The sequence below is a fragment of the Streptomyces sp. NPDC050619 genome, from assembly GCF_040654815.1.
In the GTDB taxonomy this organism is placed as follows: Bacteria; Actinomycetota; Actinomycetes; order Streptomycetales; family Streptomycetaceae; genus Streptomyces.
Genome location: NZ_JBFAIR010000002.1, coordinates 364,369 through 380,592, shown reverse-complemented (window position 1 = coordinate 380,592; position 16,224 = coordinate 364,369). Strand labels below are relative to the sequence as shown.

14 protein-coding genes and 1 pseudogene are annotated in these 16,224 nt (G+C 72.0%); 10 read left to right on the top strand and 5 right to left on the bottom strand.

All coding sequences use genetic code 11. The features are described 5' to 3' along the window. Nucleotides 1-129: 129 nt before the first annotated feature. Nucleotides 130-774 (top strand): ScbR family autoregulator-binding transcription factor, encoded by a 645-nt coding sequence (locus tag AB0I77_RS04730; RefSeq protein ID WP_363280881.1) that lies wholly within the window; start codon nucleotides 130-132, stop codon nucleotides 772-774. Continuing rightward, on the top strand, nucleotides 771-1,622 hold the full coding sequence (locus AB0I77_RS04725) for an SDR family oxidoreductase (protein ID WP_363280880.1): 852 nt from the start codon (nucleotides 771-773) through the stop codon (nucleotides 1,620-1,622). The genes AB0I77_RS04730 and AB0I77_RS04725 overlap by 4 nt, the downstream gene beginning before the upstream one ends. A gap of 68 nt (nucleotides 1,623-1,690) precedes the next feature. Here the strand turns inward: AB0I77_RS04725 and AB0I77_RS04720 are convergent, their stop codons facing one another. Next, a complete protein-coding gene (locus AB0I77_RS04720) occupies nucleotides 1,691-3,502 on the bottom strand; it encodes a S8 family serine peptidase (RefSeq protein WP_363280879.1) in 1,812 nt (603 codons plus the stop codon). Between the two features lie 545 nt (nucleotides 3,503-4,047). Between AB0I77_RS04720 and AB0I77_RS04715 the strand changes: the two genes are divergently transcribed. Further along, entirely contained in the window at nucleotides 4,048-5,007 is a 960-nt protein-coding gene (locus AB0I77_RS04715; RefSeq protein ID WP_363280878.1) for a lytic polysaccharide monooxygenase, read from the top strand. Nucleotides 5,008-5,035: 28 nt separating this feature from the next. Here AB0I77_RS04715 and AB0I77_RS04710 read toward each other — a convergent pair whose 3' ends face one another. Next, a complete protein-coding gene (locus AB0I77_RS04710) occupies nucleotides 5,036-5,689 on the bottom strand; it encodes a Tat pathway signal sequence domain protein (protein ID WP_363280877.1) in 654 nt (217 codons plus the stop codon). Between the two features lie 396 nt (nucleotides 5,690-6,085). On the opposite strand from AB0I77_RS04710, the gene AB0I77_RS04705 reads away from it, so the two are divergent. Together AB0I77_RS04705 and AB0I77_RS04700 are read left to right on the top strand one after the other, a co-directional pair. After that, entirely contained in the window at nucleotides 6,086-6,697 is a 612-nt protein-coding gene (locus AB0I77_RS04705) for a DUF6230 family protein (RefSeq protein WP_363280876.1), read from the top strand. Continuing rightward, the gene (locus tag AB0I77_RS04700; protein ID WP_363280875.1) at nucleotides 6,697-7,128 is read left to right on the top strand and encodes a DUF6114 domain-containing protein; all 432 of its coding nucleotides are present in this window, start codon (nucleotides 6,697-6,699) and stop codon (nucleotides 7,126-7,128) included. Before AB0I77_RS04705 ends, AB0I77_RS04700 begins: the two co-directional genes overlap by 1 nt. A 7-nt stretch (nucleotides 7,129-7,135) precedes the next feature. Here AB0I77_RS04700 and tatA read toward each other — a convergent pair whose 3' ends face one another. Continuing rightward, the gene (gene tatA / locus AB0I77_RS04695; protein ID WP_363280874.1) at nucleotides 7,136-7,333 is read right to left on the bottom strand and encodes a Sec-independent protein translocase subunit TatA; all 198 of its coding nucleotides are present in this window, start codon (nucleotides 7,331-7,333) and stop codon (nucleotides 7,136-7,138) included. 80 nt (nucleotides 7,334-7,413) lie between these two features. Between tatA and AB0I77_RS04690 the strand changes: the two genes are divergently transcribed. Next, nucleotides 7,414-8,904 carry an LCP family protein gene (locus AB0I77_RS04690; RefSeq protein ID WP_363280873.1) on the top strand — a complete coding sequence of 497 codons (1,491 nt, stop codon included), beginning with the start codon at nucleotides 7,414-7,416 and terminating at the stop codon, nucleotides 8,902-8,904. Here the strand turns inward: AB0I77_RS04690 and mgtA are convergent. Together mgtA and AB0I77_RS04680 are read right to left on the bottom strand one after the other, a co-directional pair. Continuing rightward, nucleotides 8,895-11,426: a magnesium-translocating P-type ATPase gene (gene mgtA, locus AB0I77_RS04685; protein ID WP_363280872.1), complete on the bottom strand. Its 2,532-nt coding sequence runs from the start codon at nucleotides 11,424-11,426 to the stop codon at nucleotides 8,895-8,897. The genes AB0I77_RS04690 and mgtA overlap by 10 nt on opposite strands. Next, entirely contained in the window at nucleotides 11,416-11,760 is a 345-nt protein-coding gene (locus AB0I77_RS04680; RefSeq protein WP_363280871.1) for a metalloregulator ArsR/SmtB family transcription factor, read from the bottom strand. Before AB0I77_RS04680 ends, mgtA begins: the two co-directional genes overlap by 11 nt. A gap of 84 nt (nucleotides 11,761-11,844) precedes the next feature. Between AB0I77_RS04680 and AB0I77_RS04675 the strand changes: the two are divergent. The 4 genes and pseudogenes from AB0I77_RS04675 to AB0I77_RS04660 all read left to right on the top strand — a co-directional run. After that, nucleotides 11,845-11,975, top strand: a pseudogene (locus AB0I77_RS04675) (SAM-dependent methyltransferase); the annotation flags it as partial. 296 nt (nucleotides 11,976-12,271) lie between these two features. Next, nucleotides 12,272-13,285 carry a substrate-binding domain-containing protein gene (locus AB0I77_RS04670; protein WP_363280869.1) on the top strand — a complete coding sequence of 338 codons (1,014 nt, stop codon included), beginning with the start codon at nucleotides 12,272-12,274 and terminating at the stop codon, nucleotides 13,283-13,285. Between the two features lie 74 nt (nucleotides 13,286-13,359). Beyond that, on the top strand, nucleotides 13,360-15,777 hold the full coding sequence (locus AB0I77_RS04665) for a nitrate- and nitrite sensing domain-containing protein (RefSeq protein WP_363280868.1): 2,418 nt from the start codon (nucleotides 13,360-13,362) through the stop codon (nucleotides 15,775-15,777). 14 nt (nucleotides 15,778-15,791) lie between these two features. Next, a complete protein-coding gene (locus tag AB0I77_RS04660; RefSeq protein WP_363280867.1) occupies nucleotides 15,792-16,223 on the top strand; it encodes a roadblock/LC7 domain-containing protein in 432 nt (143 codons plus the stop codon). The last annotated feature ends 1 nt before the right edge of the window (nucleotide 16,224 follow it).

Genomic DNA, 16,224 nt, shown 5'->3' with positions numbered 1-16,224 from the left:
CTCCGGTGAGCGTTAGAGTACGAGGCGACCGGTTTGTTTTCAATGAGATCAGTCGGCGGCACCCTATGATCGGCCTCTGCGGCACACGATCGCGGGTAATCGGCCAACTCGGCGCAGCGGAGGGCTCTCATGGCACGGCAGGAGCGCGCCATCAGGACGCGCAGAGCGATCCTGGAAGCGGCGGGCGCGGTCTTCGACGAACACGGCTATACGTCCACGACCATCGCCATGGTCCTTGAGCGGGCCGAAGTGACCAAAGGCGCCCTGTACTTCCACTTCTCCTCCAAGGAGTCCCTGGCCCAGGCGGTGCTGGACGAGCAGGTGCCGTTCGGCACGGTGCCGGAACAGCACTGCAAACTTCAGGAGGTCATCGACATGACCTTCGTCGTCGGGCAGCGGCTGCTGACGGACTGCCTGCTGCGGGGCAGCGTGCGGCTGACGGTGGACCAGGCCACGCCCCCCGGGGTCGACCACACCGGACCGTTCCGGCAGTGGGCGGAGCGGCTGACGGTGCTCATGGAACAGGCGAGTGCCCAGGGCGAGTTGCTGCCCACGGTGAAGCCACGGGACACGGTGGAGCTACTGGTGGGGGGTTTCGCGGGCATCCAGCTGATGTCGCGGGCGCTGACCGACCGGGCGGACCTCAGCCACCGGATCTCGGTCCTGTGGTCCCACATCCTGCCCAGCATCGCGGTGCCGGGGCTGCTGCTGGGCCTGGACAGCAAAGCCGACCGTGGCGTCCGTATCCTCTCCGCCACCACGGCCGCGTCGTGATCCTGGTGACGGGGGCCACCGGCACCGTGGGGCGGCTGGTGACCGAGCGTCTGTCCGGCACCGGGCCGGTCCGTCTGCTCAGCCGCGATCCGCGCCGGGCACCCCTCGCGGGACCCGGGACCGAGGCCGTGGGCGGGGACTTCGACGATCCCGGCAGCCTGCGCGAGGCGCTGACCGGCGTACGGGCCGCGCTGCTGGTCACCGCGAATCCGCTGACGCACGCGCACGACGAGAACTTCCTGACGGCCGCCCGCGTGGCGGGAGTTCGTCATGTGGTGAAACTGTCGGCCCAGGCGGTGACCGATCCGGCCGCCACCGACCTGATCACACAGTGGCAGCGTGACAACGAGCGGCTGCTGCGCGCGTCGGGCCTGGTGTGGACCTTCCTGCGGCCGCGCGCCTTCATGTCCAACACCCTGGGCTGGGCCCGCTCCGTCCGGCAGTCGGGAGTGGTCCGGGCACCCCACGGCGACGCGGAGAACGCGACCGTCGATCCGCGGGACCTCGCCGATGCGGCGGTGCGGGTCCTGACGGATCCGGTGGCCCACGAGGGCCGGGCGTACCCGCTGACCGGCCCCGAGGCCGTCAGTCCGGTGCGGCAGACGGAGATCCTCGCGGAACTCCTGGAACAGCCCTTGGAATTCGTCGAGTTGACGGAAGACCAGATGCTGCGCGGGCTGCTCGAACGCTACCCGGCCCCGGTCGCCCATGCCCTCCTGGAGAGCGCCGCACGGGGTCGGGACGGGAAGAAGGGGCGCGTGGACCCGACGCTCGCCGAACTGCTCGGCCGGCCGGCCCGGGGCTACCGGGACTGGGCGGGCGACCACCTCTCGGCGTTCCGCGCCTGACGGTACGTACGGCGGGCCGGCCGGTGCCGCATCGGCACCGGCCGGCCCGCCGCTTCAAGAGGTACCGCTCAGAACGTCAGCTTCCAGCCGTTGAGGGTGCCCGTGTCCTGCGCGGCAGTGTCCTGGACGCGCAGCTTCCAGGTGCCATTGGCCGTCTCGGCGGAGGCGTTCACCGAGTAGGTGGTGTTGACGTTGTCCGCGGAGTCCGAGGAGCTGGCCGCCTTCAGGCGGTACGCCGTACCGTCCGGCGCGATCAGGTCGATGACGAGGTCACCGCGGTAGGTGTGGGTGATGTCGACGCCGACCGGGAGGGCCGAGGGCGCGCTGCCGCTGCGGCCGCTGACCGCGAGGGAGGACTCGACCGCCGAGCCGTTGTCCGGGATGGAGACGGCGGTGGTGCTGGAGAAGGTCGTCCCCGTGCTCGTACCGCCGCTGACGGCAGCCACGGTCTTGGCCGCGTCCGCCAGACCCGCACCGCAGCCGCCGGAGCAGGCGCCCGGCAGGGCACGGGCGTTGTTCTTGATGGCCGTCTCGATCTGCGCCGGGGTCAGCGAGGTGTTGGCCGACTTCATCAGCGCGACCAGGCCCACGATGTGCGGGGTGGCCATGCTGGTGCCCTGGTAGTAGTCGTACGACTCCGTGGACGCCGTCTTGGTGCCGGAGTTCAGCGTGGACAGGATGCCGTTGGCGGTGCCGGTGCTGGTCTGGCCGCCGGGTGCCGAGATGTCCACGCCGGCGCCGTAGTTGGAGTAGGAGGCCTTGGCGCCGGTGCGGTTGGTGGCGGCGACCGAGATGACGTTGTTGCAGTTGCCCGGCGAGTGGTTGGCCACGTTGTCGTTCTCGTTGCCCGCGGCCACGACGACCGTCGTACCCCGGTTCACGGCGGCGGTGATGGCGCTCTGGGTCGCCGAGGTGCAGGCGCCGTCGCCGCCCAGGCTCATGTTGATGACCTTGGCGACATTGGAGTTGGCGGGGACACCGGAGACGGTGCCGCCGGACGCCCAGGTGATGGCGTCGATGATGTCGGAGTCGTAGCCGCCGCACTTGCCGAGCACGCGCACCGGGGAGATCTTCGCGCCGTACGCGATGCCCGCCACGCCCTTGCTGTTGTTCGTGACGGCGGCGATGGTGCCGGCCACGTGCGTGCCGTGCCAGGAGGAGTCGCTGGCCGGGATGCCGGAGCCGCACTCGCCCGCGGCGTAGTAGTCGCCCGGGTCGGCCGGGTTGCTGTCGCGGCCGTTGCCGTCCACCGAGACGGCGGTGTCGGCGATGAAGTCGTAGCCGGCGACGATGTTCGCGGCGAGGTCGGTGTGGGCGACGTAGCCGGTGTCGATGACGGCGACCGTCACGCCGGTGCCCGTCGAAGTCGACCAGGCGCCGGGCACGTTCATGCCGGCGGTGGATTCGAACAGGTCCCACTGCTTGCTGTACTCGGTGTCGTTCGGGTCGGCCTTCGGGGTGTTCAGGCGGTCCGGTACGACGTAGGCGACCTGCGGGTCGGCCTTGAACTCGGCGACGACACCGGCGACTTCGGCGGTGCTGAGCTGCTCGCCCAGGTCGACGAGGGCGGCACCGGTGCCGAGGCGGCGCTGGAAGTCGACGTCCTCGCCGGCCTCCTTGCCCTTGGCCGCGGCGTCGGCCGCGGCGGCCGTGTTCGACTTGGCCTCGGCGGCACCGGACTTGTAGCCGACGATGAGGCGCTCGGCCGGGGTGCCGGGCGCGGCCTCGGCCTGGGCCGCCGGGACGGCGGCGGCGTCCGGGGCGGCGGACTCCTGGGCCACGGCGACCGAGGCGGAGGCCGCCGTGAGCAGCGCGGCGGACGCCGCGGCGACGGATATCAGCGTCCGTCTGAGGGAGGGAGAGGTACGAGAGGTACGCAAGGGCTCGCCTTTCGTGGCCGTACTCCGGGCAGCGCGGAGCGGCGGTCGAATCGCTTCGTCGGTGAAGCGGCGGGGGGTGCATCGAGGAGCGCGGAGGCCGGCCTCGGTCCTGTCGTCAAACTCCCGTCGTCCGCCCGAAGGGCGGGCCTCGCGGCGTCAGGTGCGTGCTCTCGGCGTGCCGGGCGGAAGGCCTCGTACTGGACGTACTTGGGCTTTCGCCCGGTGCGGCGAGAGTGCGTGCATGGCGCCGTGGGGCAGACGGGAGTTTGACGACAGGGCCGAGCGAGAGACGCCGCCCGTCGGGGTTACCTGTGGGTCAGCTGTGGTCGAACGATAGGCAAAGGGAAGGTCAGGCGGATACAGGGGAAACCCTCGATCCGGCCGAGAACCCACCCTCGACGTCGGCCGGTTGACCGGCAATGGGCCGTTCTGCGCCGAGTGCCGCGCGGTGAACGCGCCGGGCCGGTTTCCCGTACTGCACGGGAGCAGACCGTTCACCGCACGGGAGCGGACCCGTTCCCGTTCCGCCCGAGGAGACGTTCCGGATGCCCCGGATGACCGCACACCGCGCCGCCGCCCTGGCCGTCGCCGCCGCGAGCCAACTGCTGCTGGGCGTATGGGCGGCGGCGCCGGCCCAGGCGCACGGCACGCCGACGGATCCCGTCAGCCGGGTCTTCGCCTGCTCTCCCGACGGGGACGAGACCGGGTCGGCGGCCTGCGAGGCGGCCGTCGCCGCGAACGGGGCGCCCTTCACGGCCTGGGACAACCTGCGCGTCGCGAACGTGAACGGCCAGGACCGGCAGACCATCCCCGACGGGAAGCTGTGCAGCGGAGGGCTGCCCGCCTACCGCGGCCTCGACCTCGCCCGCTCCGACTGGCCGTCCACCCGGCTGGCCCCCGGCGCGAAGCTGACCATGCGGTACGTCTCGACGATCCCGCACACCGGCACGTTCAAGCTCTATCTCACCAAGCCCGGCTACGACCCGGCGAAGCCGCTGACCTGGGCCGACCTTCCGGAGAGGCCCTTCGCGGAGGTGACGGACCCGGCGCTGACGGACGGCGCGTACCGCATCGGGGCGACGCTGCCGTCCGACCGGGCGGGGCGGCATGTGCTGTACACGATCTGGCAGAACAGCAGCACGGCGGACACGTACTACTCGTGCTCGGACGTGGTGTTCCCGGCGGCGAACGGTTCGGGCGCCGCGAGTGCCAGTCCCACGCCCGCGAAGAAGGGGCCCGCGCAGGCCGCCAGTCCGTCGCAGGCCAGTCCGTCGCAGGCCGGTCCGTCGCAGGCCGGTCCGTCGCGGCGTCCGGCACGGACGAGCACCCCGTCGGCCGCGGCCGCCGGTGAGCCCACCGCCGAAGCCTCCCCCGCCGACAGCACTCCGGTGGCCTCCGCCGCCGAACCCGACTCCGGTCAGCCCTCGATGATGGCGGGCGGCGCCGCCGCGGTGCTGGTGCTCACCGGGGGCGCCGCCGTGGCCCTGCGGATACGTCGGCGCTGAACGCCGGGCGCTACCGGGCCGGTTGACCTCAGTTGACGTAGACCAGCGCGTCGCCGTCGGTCACGGGGGCGTACTTCGCGGTGAAGTAGCCGTTGGCGAAGCACAGCGAGGAGCCGGACTTCTTGGTGAACTGCTGGTTGGTGAAGGTGATGCTGTTGTCGGCGTTGTCGGCCTTTCCGGTCAGGCTGGGCGTCTGGTAGACGCAGTTGATGCTGCCCAGCAGGGTGCGCAGCACGACCGTGGTCTGGACGGCGGAGCCGCTCGGCGCGGTGACCGTGACGGTGCCGTCGGAGGACACGGCGGTGCTGTACGGCAGGTTGTTGACCGTGATGCTGGTGACGCCGAGCACGCCGACGACGTTGGCGGTGCAGCCGGCGCTGTCGAAGGTGTGGGCGCCGAGTGACTCGGTGGCCGTGCCGGGCGCGGCGGGGTTGTCGGTGACGGTGGCGGTGAACTGCGAGGACGTGCAGGAGATGCCGCTGGTGCCGGTCGCGCTGGAGTAGAGCGTGGCCTTGGTGCCGGCGGCCAGCGGTGCGGTGAGGACGTCGCCGACGGCGGCGGGCGTACCGCCGAGGCCGCCGGTGGTGAGGACCGGGGTCTCGGCCGCCGACGCGGGGACGGCCGCGGCGAGGGTGAGGGCGGCGACGGAGGCGGCGAGGGTGAGGAGGGGGCGCGTACGCATGCGGGTGCCTCTTTCTGGGGTGAGGGAAGCGGCCGTGCGCGTGCCATGGAAGGCGCTGGGCTCGGGATGTGAAGAGCCCGTGACTGGACAGAGCGTCCGGGAACGCGGACGGTGCCGCGCGGTGAGTGGATCCGGCGCCACGGATCCGGTGAAACCAGGGAGAGTTGTAGACCTGATGGTCAGTCAACGTCAAGGTTTCGCACGGCAGTTGATGTCGGTCGGGGGGTATGCGGACGTCCGGGAATGTGCCGGGGTCACAGGTGATGCACAATCAACACCTTTTTTGCACAACTTGCTTGACCCTCAAATGTAACCGCCGGTAACTTCCTCGACGGTTGTCCGCGCCAGGACAACAAACCACTGCCAGCCGATCGACTATGCCCACGGGAGCAGAACATGGCTGAAGCACCTGAGGTCAGACGGGGCCGGGTCCGGGCGCGCCGGGCCGCGATCATGGCCGTACCGGCCGCCGCCGTCGCCGCGACGCTCGCCGTCCTGACAGCCGAGGGGGCGCTGGGCGTGCAGTTCGCCATCTCCGGCATGCCGTTCACGGTCACTGCCACGGAGCTCAACGGCACCGGTTTCGAGCAGTTCGGCGGCCTCGACAACATGGCGCCGGGCAGCCCGAACGAGGGCGACACCGGCGGCCAGGTGCTGGTCATCACCTCCGCGATCAAGAAGGCGACGCTGACGAAGCTGTGCCAGAGCGTCGACCTGGGCGGCACCAATCTGCTCCTCACCGCGGGCAGCGGGGCGCAGAAGGTCCAGGCGAGCGACCTGACCACCGACTCGACCGAGCTGTCGGGCAACGCCGCCTTCGACAACATCGAGATCGGCAACGACGCCAGCACCCTGACCAAGGCCGGGGTACAGGGCCCCAAAGGCGTGTTCAGCCAGCAGGCCGACACCGTGCACATCGCCAACCTGCGGCAGACCAACTACGCGACCACCGCAGGGGTGTTCAAGCTGCCGGGCCTGAAGCTCCGCTTCAGCGACACGGGCTGCTGATGTCGGGCCGGCCAGGTCAGGGCATGCGGTCCGCCTTCCGGCGCTGGCGGGCCGGCCGTCCGTTCTGGGGCGGGCTGCTGCTCGCCCTGGGCGGGGCGGAGATCCTGCTCACCGAGAAGGCGTCGATGAAGGTCGTCCTGCACATCGGCATGCAGGGCCTGGCCGGCTACCTCCTGCCGGCCCTGATGCTGCTGCTCGGGCTGCTGATCCTCTTCAACCCCGCCCAGCGGCTCTTCTACTCGATCACCGGCGTCCTGCTGTCCCTGGGCACCTGGGTCACCTCGAATCTGGGCGGCTTCCTCCTCGGCCTGCTGCTGGGGGTGGTGGGCAGCTGCCTCGCCTTCGGCTGGCTGCCCGACCAGGAGCCGCGCCGCAGCCGGCGCCGGCGCCGGAAGGAGGCGCGGGCACCGCAGACCGCCGAACCCGCCTGACGCCGGCTCAGGGTGCGGTGGTGGGCGGCTCCGCCGGGGTCGCGCTCGCGTTCTCGTCCTTCATCGCCTTCGCCTCGCTCTTGAGGATGCGCATCGACTTGCCGAGGCCCCGAGCGGCGTCCGGCAGTCTCTTCGAGCCGAACAGCACGATGAGTACGATCGCCACGATCAGCAGGTGCCAGGGTTCCAGTCCGTTGCGGAGCATGACGGCCCTCTCACTCTCTCTTCACCGACAGTTGCTACATTGCGCAACTGTACAACCAGGGTGAGCAAGAGGACGTGGCCGTGAGCAACCACAGCAAGAGGCGTCGGCGAAAGCGCCGGTCAAAGGCACGCGTCGCGCTCACGATCTGTCTGTCGCTGCTGGTGCTCGTGGGAGCGGGGGCCGGCTGGCTGTACCTGAAGCTGGACGGCAACATCACCACGTTCGACTCGGCCGGCCTGTCCGGCAACCGCCCCCGGGCCGGCTCGTCGAAGGGCGAGAACGTCCTGGTCATCGGCTCCGACGCGCGCAACGACGGCAACGCGGCGCTCGGCGGCGGCGACAAGAACGACGTAGGCCGCTCGGACACCACCTTCCTGCTCCACATATACGCCGACCACAAGCACGCCCTGGCCGTCTCCATCCCCCGCGACACCCTTGTCACCATCCCGCCGTGCAAGGTGCCCGGCGGCAGCTGGACGGCGGCGCAGCCCGACACGATGTTCAACGCGGCCTACTCCGTCGGCCAGACCGCCACCGGCAACCCCGCCTGCACCCAGAACACGGTCGAGCAGCTCACCGGGCTGCGGGTCGACCACACCGTCGTCGTCGACTTCAAGGGCTTCGCCCGGCTGACCGAGGTGGTGGGCGGGGTGAAGGTGTGTCTTCCGCAGGACGTGTACGAGAACGACCTGAACCCCCATCGCACGACCCCGGGCAAGCTGCTCTTCAAGAAGGGCGAGCAGACCGTCTCCGGGCAGCGCGCCCTGGACTACGTCCGCATCCGGCACGGCATCGGCGACGGCTCCGACATCGGCCGCATCAAGCGCCAACAGGCCTTCGTCGCCAGCTTGTTGAAGGAGGTGAAGAGCAAGGGCCTGACCCCGGTCAAGCTGCTGCCGCTCGCCGACGCCGCCACCAAGTCGCTGACCGTCGACCCCGGTCTCGGCTCGGCCGACAAGCTCATCTCCTTCGCGATGTCGCTCCAGGACATCGACCTGCACAACACCAAGTTCGTCACCGTCCCCTGGCGGTACGAGGGGTCGCGCGTCGCGATCGTGCAGCCGGACGCCGACGAGCTGTTCGCCGCGCTGAAGGCCGACCGCACGATCGACGGCAAGAACGCCGACGGGAAGAAGACGAAGCCCTCGGCCACCCCCTCCCCCTCCCCCTCCCCCTCCCCCACCTCCGCACCCGTGTCCGGCACCGGCATCGACGTCGCCGTCTACAACGGCACCACCGTGACCGGCCTGGCCAACCGCGCCGCCGCCGCGCTCACCGCGGACGGTTTCACGGTCACCGGTACGGCGACGGCGACCGCCCAGGACCACGCCACCACGCTCGTCGAGTACGGCCCCGGGCTCGAGTCCCAGGCCCAGACCCTCGTCCGGGCCTTCCCCGGCGCGGGGCTGGAAGCCGTGACCGGGTCCGGCGTCAGCGTCGTACTCGGCCAGTCGTACGCCGACGCCCCCGCGGCCACCGCCTCCCCGGCCCCGACCGCGCTGCCCTCGGAGGTCGCCGACGGCGCCCGTTCGGCGGACGACAACCCCTGCTCGAACCTGACCTACGGCTGACGCCGGTCGTGCCGTACCCGGGCCGCCGTCAGCGCGAGGGCGTACAGGCCGAGGACGGCGACGAGCAACAGGTAGTAGGCGGCGGGCAGGGCCGTCATGCCGAGGGACGCGCCCAGCGGGCTCGGCGGCAGGAGCAGGCCGGCCACGGCGAGGAGGGCCGCCGCCCGGCCGACCGGGCCCGGTGCGCGGCCCTCGGCGAGGCCCCGGCCGGTGCGCAGGAGCAGCATGACCAGGGCCTGGGTGAGCAGGTTCTCGGTGAACCAGGCGGAGTGGAACACCGTACGGTCGTCCAGCGCGTCCGGCCCGTTCAGGGCGAGCGCGAGGACGGCGAAGGTGGCGAGGTCGGCGACCGCGTTGAGCGCGCCGAAGCCGGTGATGAAGCGCAGGAAGGCGCGCGGTCGCAGCACGGCCGGGCGGCGCAGTGCCGCGGCGCCGGGGCGGTCGTAGGCGAAGGCGAGTTGGGCCGCGTCGAAGCACAGGTTCTGGACGAGGACCTGGGCCGGGAGCATCGGCAGGAAGGGCAGGAGCAGTCCGGCGGCGAGCATCGCGAGGACGTTGCCGAGGTTCGAGGAGAGCGTGACGCGCAGATACGAGGCGATGTTGCCGCTGCTGTACCGGCCGGCCGTGACCGCGTGCCCGATCGCCGCCAGGTCCTTGTCCGCGAGCACGACGTCGGCGGCCTCGCGGGCCACGTCGACGGCGTCCCGGGGCGCGATCCCGACGTCCGCCGCGCGCAGGGCGGGCACGTCGTTGACCCCGTCGCCGAGGAAGCCGACGGTGTGCCCGGCGGCCCGCAGGGAGGCGACGACGCGGGCCTTGTCGTCGGGGGTGCAGCGGGCGACGACACAGGGGCCGGAAGCGACAGAGGCGACAGAGGACGCGTCTCGCGCGTCGCGCACCTCCCCCGGCTCCAGCCCCAGGTCGCGGCAGGCGCGGGCGGCCGTGGCCGGGTGGTCGCCGGTGAGGACCTTGACCGTGACGCCGAGGGCGGCCAGGTCGCGCAGGGCCTCGGCCGCGGTCGGGGCCAGGGCGTCCCGGAAGGTGACGAAGCCGCGGAAGGTCAGGCCACGCTCGTCCGCGGGGCCGTACGCGCGCGTGCGGGCCGGGCGTTCGGCCGTGGCCACGGCCAGCAGCCGCAGCCCGGCGTCCGCCTCGCGGGCGGCGAGCCCGCGCAGCCGCTCGCGCTCGGCCGGGTCGGCCGCGCAGCGTTCCAGTACGTCCTCGACGGCGCCCTTGACGACGAGGGTGTGCGTGCCGAGGCGCCCGTGGACGACCGCCGTGGACAGGCGCCGGACCGGATCGAAGGGCACGGCGTCCACACCGTCGTACTCCTCGCCGACCGGGCCGGCCGCGTCCAGGAGTGCCTCGTCGAGGGCGTCCGGCGCGGGCAGGTCGGCGAGTTGGAGGCTCCACCAGGCGCCGACGGCGGCCCAGCGCAGTGCGTCGGGGTCGTCGCGGCCGGTGGCGTCGAGGGACCGTTCGACGACCGGGCGGTCCTGGGTGAGGGTGCCGGTCTTGTCGACGCACAGCACGTCGACCGCGCCCAGATCGTGCAGGGCGGGCAGGCGTTTGACGATCACGCCGTGGCCGCGGGCCAGCACCGAGGCGCCGCGCGCCAGGCAGGTGGTGACGATCACCGGGAGCATCTCGGGGGTGAGTCCGACGGCCACCGCGACGGCGAACGGCAGCGTCTCCAGACCGCGCCCGCGCAGGGCCGCGCCCGCCATGAGCACCAACGGCGGGGTCAGCAGCATGAACCGGATCAGCACCCAGGAGATGCCGTGCACGGACCGGTCGAAGGCGCCGGCCCCGCGCGGGACCGGCGCCCCGTGCGCGGCGGCCAGCCGGGTCCGCGCGCCGGTGGCGAGGACGATGGCGGTGGCGCTGCCGGTGGCGACGCCGCTGCCCTGGAAGCACAGGTGGGGCTGCGCGAAGGGACCGTCGTCCGCGCCGCCGGGCGCGTCGGCCGCGGTCTTCGCGACCGGCGCGGACTCGCCGGTGAGCGCGGCCTGGTGCACGGTCAGCCCCCGCGCGCGCAGCAGTCGTACGTCCGCGGGGACGAGGTCGCCGGGCCCGAGCCGCACCACATCGCCCGGCACCAGCTCGGCGACCGGGATCTCCCGCTCCGCACTCTCGCCCGCGCCGCGCCGCAGCACGGTGGCCGTGCCGGCGACCAGGGCACGCAGCGCGGCCATGGAGCGGTCCGCGCGGTGCTCCCCGCCCGCCCGCAGCAGACAACTGACCGCGACCAGCGCGAGGATCACCGCGGCGGTGCCCCAGGAGGCGACGGCCGCCGAGACCAGGCCGAGGCAGAGCAGTACGGCGGTGAAGGGGTCGCGCAGGCCGCGCGCGAACCGGTGCGGCCACGGCGTCGTACGCGGCTGCGGGAGCGTGTTCTCGCCGGTCTCGGCGAGCCGGGTCTGGGCCTCGGCGTCGGTCAGTCCGCGCGGGCCGGTGTCCAGCCGCCGCAACGCCTGGAGCGAGGTGCCCTCGGCGGACTCGGCGGCCGTGTCAGAGTCCATGGAGGCGGCGGGCCGGGGCGGCGCGGTCGGTGAGCCGGCCGACCATCAGGCGCACCACGTCCACCGTGTCCGGATCGTCGACGAAGTAGACCTGGCGGCGGCCCTCGCGGCGGGAGCGGACCAGACCGGCGAGCTTCAGCTTGGTCAGGTGCTGGCTGACGGCGGGCAGCGCGCCGCCGACCCGCTCCGCGAGCCCGGTCACATCGCTCTCGCCCTGGGCCAGCGCCCACACGATGTGCAGCCGGGCGGACGAGGCCAGCAGTCCGAACGCCGCGGCCGCCTGCGCGAGCACGTCGGCGGAGGGGTCCTCGAAGCCGTTGCCGTCCGCCGCCACCGTCCTCGCCCTCCTCAGGTCGTACGAGCCGGTCCAGTGTAGGTGGCCGGATTAGAGGCGAGTCGCCGATGGGAAGGGAGGTGCATGGAGCGAGACATCGACATCGGCACCGGCATCCCGACCTAGTGCCCCGGCAGGCAACGCTCGCCCAGTCGGCGGCCCCCGGGTCACGGGTCGTCTACGTCGACAACGACCCGCTCGTCCTCACCCTCTCCCTTCGCCGAGGCGGGGGAGTTCTTCGCCGGGCTGGAACTGGTCGAACCGCCGTGACCGGGGCCGCCGCTGTCTTCCACCTGATGAAAAGCCTGAGGGGAAGCCTGAGGGAAAACCTGAGGTAAAAGATCATCACGATGTCGCAGCGACAACTCACTGCAAGCGGTCGATCACTTGACTACCGGTGGTCACACGCGATTGGCTCCGAGCCAGCGAAGGTTTCACCCGGTCGGCGGACATCATGCGGTTCGGCCCGGCTTTCGCGTTCTGCTTGCTCGGCCGCACAGCGAGGTGCTCCATGAACATCCCTCCCCCACCTCAGGCCTTCTCCCGACCCGCTCGCACAGCCGCCGCCCTGACCGCCGCGGTCTGCCTGCTCCTCGCGGGCTGCTCCGGCTCCGCCTCCGGCGACGCACGGCTCGGCTCGGGTACGGGCACGGCGGACGACGGCCGGCTCAAGGTCGCCCTGATCACCCACGGCGGTCAGGGCGACGCCTTCTGGGACCTGGTGCAGAAGGGCGCCCGGGCGGCGGCCGCCAAGGACGGCATCGAGCTGACGTACGCGAACGACTCCGACCCGGCGGGGCAGGCCCAGCTGGTGCGGGACGCGATCCGCGACGGGGTCGACGGCATCGCGGTGACCCTGGCCAAGCCGCAGGCGATGCGGCAGCCGATCGCCGAGGCGAAGGCGACGGACATACCGGTCGTCGGTCTCAACTCCGGTATAGACGCCTGGCGTTCCCAGGGTCTCCTGGAGTATTTCGGGCAGGACGAGAGCCTCGCCGGCCGGGCCGTCGGGGACAGACTGGACGGCCTCGGGGCCAAGCACGCCCTGTGTGTCATCCACGAACGGGGCAATGTCGCCCTGGAGGCGCGCTGCGCCGGCGTGAAGAAGGCGTTCCACGGCGAGACCGAGATGGTCTACGTCAAGGGCACCGACATGAACGCGGTGAACGCCGCCATCACCTCCCGGCTGCGGCAGGATCCCTCCATCGACGAAGTCGTCACGCTGGGCGCGCAGTTCGCGCTCAGCGCGGTCAAGTCCGTCGAGGCGGCGGGGAGCGGCGCCAAGGTCGCCACCTTCGACCTCGACAAGAACCTGGTCAACGCCGTGCGCGACGGGGACGTGCAGTTCGCGGTGGACCAACAGCCCTATCTCCAGGGCTACCTCGCCGTGGACGCGCTGTGGCTGTACAAGACCAACGCCAACCTCAGCGGCGGGGGCGTGGCTCCCGTACTGACCGGCCCCGCGTTCGTCACCCGGACGAACGTCGCCGCGGTCGCGCGCTTCGCCGCGGCCGGAACCCGCTGACCGGCCGCCACCGCACGACACCCGCTCACTCCCCGCTCCCCGCTCCCCTCCCCGCTGATCGCCCAAGGACGACCATGTCTCGACGGACAGGTGCCAGGCGCCGCCTGGGTTCCATACGTCTCTCCCTCATCCTCCTGGCACTGGTGCCGAGCGTCACGCTCGGCGCCATGTGGGGCGTGACGACGACGCAGATGTTCTCGGAGGGCCTCAGGCTGCGGTCGCAGACGGAGCTGAGCCGGTCGACCGGCGCCATGGGCACCGACGCCACGCTCGATCTCCAGCGGGAACGCGGTCTGTCGGCCGCCTGGCTGGCCAAGGTCCCCGGCTCCCGGGCCGCCCTGGACCGGGGGCGCGAGGAGACGGACACGGCGGTCGCGCAGCTCGTCGGCCACTCCGACGCGATCCAGCGGGCCCCCGCCCGGATCGCGGACCGGCTCTACTCGGTCGTCGGATCGGTGGGCAGCCTGGAGTACTACCGCAGCCAGGTGGACGACCCCACCGACATCACCGCCGAACAGGCGCTGGACCAGTACACCTCGATCATCGACGACCAGATCCACGCCTTCCAGGAGCTCTCCCAGGTCGACGACGGCGACCTCACCTCGCAGGCCGGTCCGCTGGTCGCGCTGGAGCACGCGGCGGAGCTGATCTCCCAGGAGGACGCGCAGCTCACCCTGGCCTGGCCGTCCGGGTATCTCGACGAGAAGGCCTGGACCGGGTTCGCCCAGATGGTGGCCACGCGCCGCTGGATCGTCCAGGACCAGATCGTCCCCTCGTTGCGCGGCAGCGCGAAGACGCAGACCGAGCGCATCCTCCAGAGCAAGGAGTGGCAGGCCCTTCAGGACGTCGAGGACGAGGTGCTCGCGGCCCGGCCCGAAGGTGGCGCCGACCGCGTCGCCCTGCCGGACGCGCGGCAGCGGTGGACCACCGCGCTGGACAAGGTCTCCGACGACTACGGCGTCCTGATCCGGCAGCAGACCTCGGGGCTGCTCGCCCGCAGCGCCGACAAGGCCGACGGGCTGCTGCTGACGGCCGCCTCGCTGAGCGCGGCCGGTCTGGTCGCCCTGCTGCTGTGCGTCGGCATGTCCTGGCGGATCACCCGCTCCCTGTCCCGGCGGCTGCGCGGCCTGCGCCAGGCCACGCTCTCGCTGGCCGCGGAGCGGCTGCCCGACGTGGTGGTCCGGCTGGACCGGGGCGAGAAGGTCGACGTGGACCTGGCGGCGCCCGAGCTGGACTACGGCTGGGACGAACTCGGGCAGGTGGCCCAGGCGTTCAACACCGCACAGCGCACGGCGGTGGTGACCGCGGTGGAGCTCGCCGACACCCGGCGCGGCTTCCAGAAGGTGATCCTGGGCATCGCCCGGCAGAGCCAGAACCTGGTCAACCTCCAGCTCAGCCGGCTCGACGCGCTGGAACGCGAGCACCAGGACCCCGACGTCCTCAAGGGCCTGTACGCACTGGACTCCATGGCCAGCCAGTTGCGCCGTTACGAGGAGAACCTCGTCATCATCAGCGGCGAGCAGCCGCGCCGCAGCTGGACCGAACCGGTCGCGCTGATCGACATCCTGCGCAGCGCGGTCGGCGAGGTCGCCGAGTACCAGCGGGTGGAGGTGCAGACCGACGAGGAGGTGTATCTCGCCCCGCCCGCGGTGGCGGACGTGATCCACCTGCTGGCCGAACTCATCGACAACGCCACCGCGTACTCCCCCGCGCCCAGCCCCGTCGGAGTGCGGGCCGCGATGGTGGCCAAGGGTCTGGCCGTCGAGGTCGAGGACCGGGGCCTCGGCATGTCCGAGGACGACTACGCCTCCCTCAACGCCCAGTTGACCGAGCCACCGGAGTTCGACGTGGTGGCGCTGGCCGACGACCTCAGGCTCGGCATGTTCGTGATCGCCCGGCTCGCCGACCGGCACGGCATCGCGGTCACCCTGCGTCCCTCGCCGTACGGCGGAACCACGGCGATCGTGCTGATCCCGCACGACGTCGTGGTGCCCGAGGCCGTCCACAAGGCCGGGGCCGGGGCCGGCGCTCCGGAGGCGAAGGGGGCGATGGAGTCGGGGGCGGAGCCGACATCAGGGTCGCGGCCGGAGCGGGAGTCGCGGCCGGAGTCGGAGTCGCGGCCGGAGTCGGAGTCCGTCAAGGGCGCGACCCCGCCCGCCCGTACGGCCCGTCCCCTCCCCGCTCCACGAACCGCCCCCGCCCCCGCTCCCACCCCCCGCTCCGACGGTCTCACCCCGCTGCCCCGCCGGGTGCCGCAGACCAGCCTGGTCCCCGAACTCCGCGAGGAGTCCGCGCCCGCTCACGAGGAGGACCTCGAGGAGTACACCGCGGAACGTGCCGCTTCCTCGCTCGCGGGATTCCAGCGCGGCACCCTGCGGGCGGCGGCGGACCCGAGTACGCCCGAGGAGGTCCCCATCTCGCCCAAGGCCCCGGACACGTCCGCCCGCTCCGCGGACCCCGCCGCCATCCCGACTCCCCACTCCGACCGCTGACGAAGGACACCGCCATGACACGCCCCATCCCCGCCACGGACACCCAGCTGGACCAGTTGCTCACCGGACTCGTGGAGCGGGTCGCCGATGTGAACCACGCCGTGGTGCTCTCCGAGGACGGACTGGTCGTCAGCAGGTCCACCGGGTTCGTGCGCGACGACGCCGAACGGCTGGCGGCGACCGCCTCGGGTCTGATGAGCCTCAGCAAGGGCGTCAGCATGGACTTCCGCGGCGGCCCGGTACGCCAGGCGCTCATCGAGATGGCCAACAGCTATCTGATCCTGACCTCCGCCGGAACCGGCGCCAACCTCGTCGTCCTGACCGGGCCGGGCGCGGACGTCGGCGTGGTGGCGTACCAGATGAACATGCTGGTGAAGAAGATCGGCGAGCATCTCAGCGCGGCGCCGCGGGCCCATGTGGGGCCCACGGCCGCCACCGGCGAGTGAG

Bases quoted from the DNA above. Each gene is read 5' to 3' on its own strand.
- AB0I77_RS04665 (WP_363280868.1), top strand. From the start codon at position 13,360: ATGTCTCGACGGACAGGTGCCAGGCGCCGCCTGGGTTCCATACGTCTC.
- mgtA (WP_363280872.1), bottom strand. From the start codon at position 11,426: ATGGACTCTGACACGGCCGCCGAGTCCGCCGAGGGCACCTCGCTCCAG.
- AB0I77_RS04660 (WP_363280867.1), top strand. From the start codon at position 15,792: ATGACACGCCCCATCCCCGCCACGGACACCCAGCTGGACCAGTTGCTC.
- AB0I77_RS04705 (WP_363280876.1), top strand. From the start codon at position 6,086: ATGGCTGAAGCACCTGAGGTCAGACGGGGCCGGGTCCGGGCGCGCCGG.
- AB0I77_RS04670 (WP_363280869.1), top strand. From the start codon at position 12,272: ATGAACATCCCTCCCCCACCTCAGGCCTTCTCCCGACCCGCTCGCACA.
- AB0I77_RS04730 (WP_363280881.1), top strand. From the start codon at position 130: ATGGCACGGCAGGAGCGCGCCATCAGGACGCGCAGAGCGATCCTGGAA.
- AB0I77_RS04715 (WP_363280878.1), top strand. From the start codon at position 4,048: ATGCCCCGGATGACCGCACACCGCGCCGCCGCCCTGGCCGTCGCCGCC.
- AB0I77_RS04710 (WP_363280877.1), bottom strand. From the start codon at position 5,689: ATGCGTACGCGCCCCCTCCTCACCCTCGCCGCCTCCGTCGCCGCCCTC.
- tatA (WP_363280874.1), bottom strand. From the start codon at position 7,333: ATGCTCCGCAACGGACTGGAACCCTGGCACCTGCTGATCGTGGCGATC.
- AB0I77_RS04700 (WP_363280875.1), top strand. From the start codon at position 6,697: ATGTCGGGCCGGCCAGGTCAGGGCATGCGGTCCGCCTTCCGGCGCTGG.